This is a genomic window from Verminephrobacter aporrectodeae subsp. tuberculatae At4 (genome assembly GCF_000193225.1).
Taxonomy (GTDB): Bacteria; Pseudomonadota; Gammaproteobacteria; order Burkholderiales; family Burkholderiaceae_C; genus Acidovorax; species Acidovorax aporrectodeae.
Genome location: NZ_AFAL01000726.1, coordinates 1 through 4449, shown reverse-complemented (window position 1 = coordinate 4449; position 4449 = coordinate 1). Strand labels below are relative to the sequence as shown.

General features: G+C 66.0%; 7 protein-coding genes. 4 read left to right on the top strand and 3 right to left on the bottom strand.

All coding sequences use genetic code 11. From position 1 onward, the window contains the following. The 3 genes from VTU_RS33150 to VTU_RS29025 form a co-directional block, all read right to left on the bottom strand. The coding region (locus VTU_RS33150; protein WP_029554622.1) for a DUF6444 domain-containing protein at positions 1-218 on the bottom strand (218 nt) is incomplete at its 3' end. 118 nt (positions 219-336) lie between these two features. Then, positions 337-525, bottom strand: a complete 189-nt coding sequence (locus VTU_RS0120705) for an antitoxin VbhA family protein (RefSeq protein ID WP_010108200.1) — start codon at positions 523-525, stop codon at positions 337-339. A 3-nt stretch (positions 526-528) separates the two neighbouring features. Beyond that, a complete protein-coding gene (locus tag VTU_RS29025) occupies positions 529-927 on the bottom strand; it encodes a hypothetical protein (protein ID WP_010108199.1) in 399 nt (132 codons plus the stop codon). A gap of 219 nt (positions 928-1146) precedes the next feature. On the opposite strand from VTU_RS29025, the gene lgt reads away from it, so the two are divergent. The 4 genes from lgt to VTU_RS0120680 all read left to right on the top strand — a co-directional run. Then, a complete protein-coding gene (lgt, locus tag VTU_RS0120695; RefSeq protein WP_010108198.1) occupies positions 1147-1953 on the top strand; it encodes a prolipoprotein diacylglyceryl transferase in 807 nt (268 codons plus the stop codon). A gap of 60 nt (positions 1954-2013) precedes the next feature. Continuing rightward, positions 2014-2994 carry a tripartite tricarboxylate transporter substrate-binding protein gene (locus tag VTU_RS0120690; protein ID WP_029554620.1) on the top strand — a complete coding sequence of 327 codons (981 nt, stop codon included), beginning with the start codon at positions 2014-2016 and terminating at the stop codon, positions 2992-2994. 82 nt (positions 2995-3076) lie between these two features. Next, on the top strand, positions 3077-3790 hold the full coding sequence (locus VTU_RS0120685; RefSeq protein WP_010108194.1) for a CoA pyrophosphatase: 714 nt from the start codon (positions 3077-3079) through the stop codon (positions 3788-3790). A gap of 37 nt (positions 3791-3827) precedes the next feature. Then, the coding region (locus VTU_RS0120680) for a dihydrodipicolinate synthase family protein (RefSeq protein WP_010108192.1) at positions 3828-4449 on the top strand (622 nt) is incomplete at its 3' end.

Genomic DNA, 4449 nt, shown 5'->3' with positions numbered 1-4449 from the left:
CCGACCGGCCGTTGCCCGGCCTTGCGCAATGACTGGGGTTGGGGCTTGTTGAGCCCATCGCTCGAGGGTGGCTTGCTGGAGTTGCGGTTGTTCAGATTGAGCCGCGCTTGCAGTTCGCTGATCTGCACCGTCAGCGTCTGCACCATCGTCCATAGTTCCAGAGTCAGTGCATCCCTCTGGGTCGAACTGAGTGTGCTGAGGTCGGGTAGCTGTTGCATCAGGTTGCAGATTATGGCCTATGGCGAGGGGGGAGCTGAGTAGTTACGATCCCAAGGAGATTGCGGAGAACGCCCGTTTCGCTGTCCAGGTAAGGATCGCCGCGATCCCCAGCGTACTTCATGCCATTTCGAGCCGCACGCGCGCCTTGTACTGGTCCACGGCGGCGCCGATGGTCATCTCGCCGCGCGCCCAGCGCTGCGCGTCGGCCACGGCTTGGGCGTCCGGCTCCAGGCCCTCGATGCGCTGGCTTGCGAGGGCGCTCTGCACCACCGCGCAGCGCTCAGTTTGCTCCTGCTCTGCGATCATGATTTATGCTCCTCCATGGGGAGTTTCTTCATAGGTGATTTCTCTGCCGTCAATCATGCCACGCGGAGATATGGCAATGCTGATGCGCTTGAAATACCCAAAAAACTCTTTTGGCAACATTTCCAACTCTACTCGACGCACTGGCAAAGGCTTTCCAGCGTTGGCCTCTGCTTGAGTACGATCGTAATCGCCTTCATGCAGGAACACAGTGACCGAGAGGAGATCCTCGCCGATTCCTACGACGCTGGACCCGACATCGATGCCTACAAGGAACTCTCCTTTCCTCATTAAGCCATCTTGCATCAATCGCGAGTGGAGATCTTTCGTGTCGTGAAGGTCTACCTGCGCCGTACCCCGGAAGTCGCCGTATTGCACGGCGGCGGAAAATTCCTCTGTTACCATGTTCAATCCTTATTTATGTTGGAGTAACAAGTATAGTCGCTGAAGACCAGCCTCAACTCAATCGCCGCGGTTCCTGTGAGGTCTGGATTTTTCGCCTGGCGCGCGGACCTTGCGCCTCGCGCCTCACAGAGTTGCATCTTCCTCCGGCTGGCGCGCGCAACCGCCAAGCGCTGCGCCGCCGTGCCCAGGGATGCCGGCCGGCGTGCACAATGGCCCCCCATGCTGATTTACCCCCGGATCGACCCCGTCGCCCTGCAGATTGGCCCGCTGGCCATCCACTGGTACGGTCTGACCTATCTTGCGGCCTTTGGCCTGTTCCTTTTTCTGGGTCGCTGCCGCTTGAAGTACCCGCCCTATGCATCGCTTGCCGGCCCGGGCGCCTGGTCGCGCAAGGACGTGGAAGACCTCCTGTTCCTCGGGGTCCTCGGGGTCGTGGTGGGGGGGCGTCTGGGGTACTGCCTGTTCTACAAGCCGGACTACTACCTGGGCCACCCGCTGGAGGTCCTTGCGCTCTGGCAGGGCGGCATGGCTTTTCATGGCGGCCTGCTGGGCGTGATCGCGGCCATGCTCTGGTTTGCGCGCACGCGCCGGCGCCCGTTGCTCCAAGTGGCGGATTTCGTGGCGCCTGGCGTGCCCACCGGGCTGGCTGCCGGGCGCGCGGGCAATTTCATCAACGGCGAACTATGGGGTCGCCTGGCGAACCCCGACCTGCCCTGGGGCATGGTGTTTGCGCATAGTGGCTCCATGCAGCCGCGCCACCCTTCGCAGCTCTACCAATTCCTGCTCGAAGGCGTGCTGCTGTTCGTCCTGCTGTGGTGCTACGCCCGCCGCGAGCGCCGCCCGGGCCAGGTGGCTGCGGCCTTCGTGACCGGCTACGGCGTGCTGCGCTTCGTCGCCGAATACTTTCGCGAGCCCGACAGCTTTCTGGGCCTGCTCTGGCTGAACATGAGCATGGGGCAGTGGCTGTGCCTGCCCATGATCGCGGGCGGCGCGGGGCTGTGGCTCTGGGCGCAGCGCCGCCGGTAACGCGCGCTGCCAGGCGTCCTGACACTCCCCACCCCTTCCCTGTAACCGATGTACCGAATCATGAAAAAAACCATCTTCACGGTGGCCGGCATTGTGCTGGCCGCAACCACGGCAACCGGCCCCGCCATGGCGCAGGGGTACCCGACGAAACCCATCACCCTGGTCGTCCCGTACTCCGCGGGTGGCCCTACGGACGTGCTGGCGCGCATGCTCGGCGTGGTCATGGCCCGGTCCCTGGGGCAGTCCGTGGTCGTGGAGAACAAGACCGGCGCTGGCGGCACCCTCGCGGCAGCGTACACGGCCCGCGCCGCGCCCGATGGCTACACCTTTCTCATCCACCACAATGGCATGGCGACGGCTCCGGCGCTGTACCGCAGGCTCAGCTACAAACCGCTGGCCGACTTTGAATACGTGAGCCAGGTCCTCGACGTTCCCATGACCCTGATAGGGCGCAAGGACTTGCCGCCAAAGAATTTCAAAGAACTGCTCGTGCACCTCAAGAGCCATGGGGACAAGATCAACCTCGCCCATGCGGGCCTTGGCGCGGTGTCGCATCTGTGCAGCATGTTGCTGCGCCAGGCCGTGGGGACGGAACTGACGACGGTGCCGTACCAGGGCACGGGCCCGGCGCTCAATGCCCTGCTTGCGGGGCAGGTCGATCTGCTGTGCGACCAGACGACGGCCACGATCCCGTACATCAAGGCCCAGTCGGTCAAGCTCTACGGCGTGACCTCGTCCACGCGCCTGAAAGCCCTGCCGGACACGCCGACGCTGTCCGAGCAGGGCCTTGCCGGCTTCAACGTCGTGGTCTGGCACGGCATCTACGCGCCCAAAGGCACGCCCCGAGAGGCGCTGGAAAAGTTTGGCGCAGCCCTGAAGCTTGCGCTCAAGGACCCCAGCGCCACGCAGCGCCTGACCGATCTCGGGGCGCTGATTCCCGATGACGACAAGCTCTCGCCGGCAGGGCTTCAGACGTGGCTGCAACAGGAAACGCAGCGCTACACCCCGGTCATCAAGACCGCGGGGCAGTTCGCGGACTGAGCGGCTGCGCAGCCGATGCGTTGCGGCAGGCGCGCGCCCCGATAATGGCGTCCCGCGCCGATTCCTCGGACCCGCCGCTCCCGTGAACCCCGCTCCCGCCGTCCCGCCGGCCATTGCCTCGCTGTCGAACCTGCCCGGTTTCGACCCCCGCCTCGCGCCGGTGCTGGGCGTGGACGCGCACCTGCCCGCCGTGCCGCGCGCGGCGCAGACGCCCCAGGCGCTGCGCGCGCGCTTCGCCCATCCGCCGCACTGGGTTCCCGAGGTGGTGCTGGAAAAGCAGCTCATGGGCCGCGCGCCCACGCAGGCCTCGGTGCTGCTCGCCATCGTGCTGCGCGAGCAGCCCATGGTCTTGCTCACCGAACGCACGGCGCATCTGTCCACGCACTCGGGGCAGGTGGCTTTTCCCGGCGGCCGCGCGGATCCGCAGGACGCTTCGGCGGCCGACACGGCATTGCGCGAGGCGCAGGAAGAGGTCGGGCTCGAGCGCGCGTTCGTGGAACTGCTGGGCACCCTGCCCGCGTACGTGACCGGAACCTCCTTTCGCATCACCCCGGTGGTCGCCCTGGTGCAGCCGGACTGCCGGCTCCTGCCCAACCCCTGCGAAGTTGCGGACCTGTTCGAGGTGCCCCTGGCCTTCCTGCTCGACCCCGCCAACCACCGGCGCCATGTCTACGCGCGTGACGGCCTGCACCGGGAGTGGTTCTCCATGCCCTACCAAGACGGGGACAAGAACCGCTACATCTGGGGCGCCACCGCCGGCATGCTGCGCAATTTCTATCGCTTCATGCAGGCCTGAAGCGGCCCGACAACGGCAATATCCCGCGAGGCCATCCATGCAAAGGTTTCCACCCGAAGACTTGCACGGCATCCATGCCGTCGTCTATGCCTTGTTCGGCGCCGACGAGCAGTTGGACCGTGCGGCCATGCGCCAGCAGGTGCAGGCCTGCCTGGCGTGCGGGGTCCACGGCATGGTCGCGCTCGGGCTCGCGACCGAAGTCTCCAAGCTCAGCGAAGCGGAACGCCGGACGGTGATGGACTGGGTCGCCGAGGACACTGCGGGCAGGGTGCCGCTGGCCTGCACCATCTTCGGCGCCTCGGTCGCCGAGCAGCTGGCGCAGGTGCGGCACGCGCAGGCGCTCGGCGCGGACTGGGTGATCCTGCAACCGCCCGCCGTCGGCACGTTCGGCGCTGCGGAGTACATCCGCTTCTTCGGCCGTGTCGCGCAGGCCACGCACCTGCCCGTGGCGATACAGAACGCGCCGGCTTTCCTCGGCCGCGGCCTCTCGGCGGACGAGATCCGGGAACTGCTGCTGCAGCATCCGAACATTCGCTGCATCAAGGGCGAAGGGCCAGTGGTGGAGGTCGCCGCACTGATCGAGCGCACCGGGGGGCAGGTGCCGGTGTTCAACGGCCGCGGCGGCCTGGAGCTGATCGACAACCTGCGCGCGGGTTGCC

What these genes read in the sequence shown, in the direction of transcription:
- VTU_RS0120705 (WP_010108200.1), bottom strand. Translation starts at nt 525, where the DNA reads ATGATCGCAGAGCAGGAGCAAACTGAGCGCTGCGCGGTGGTGCAGAGC.
- VTU_RS0120690 (WP_029554620.1), top strand. Translation starts at nt 2,014, where the DNA reads ATGAAAAAAACCATCTTCACGGTGGCCGGCATTGTGCTGGCCGCAACC.
- lgt (WP_010108198.1), top strand. Translation starts at nt 1,147, where the DNA reads ATGCTGATTTACCCCCGGATCGACCCCGTCGCCCTGCAGATTGGCCCG.
- VTU_RS29025 (WP_010108199.1), bottom strand. Translation starts at nt 927, where the DNA reads ATGGTAACAGAGGAATTTTCCGCCGCCGTGCAATACGGCGACTTCCGG.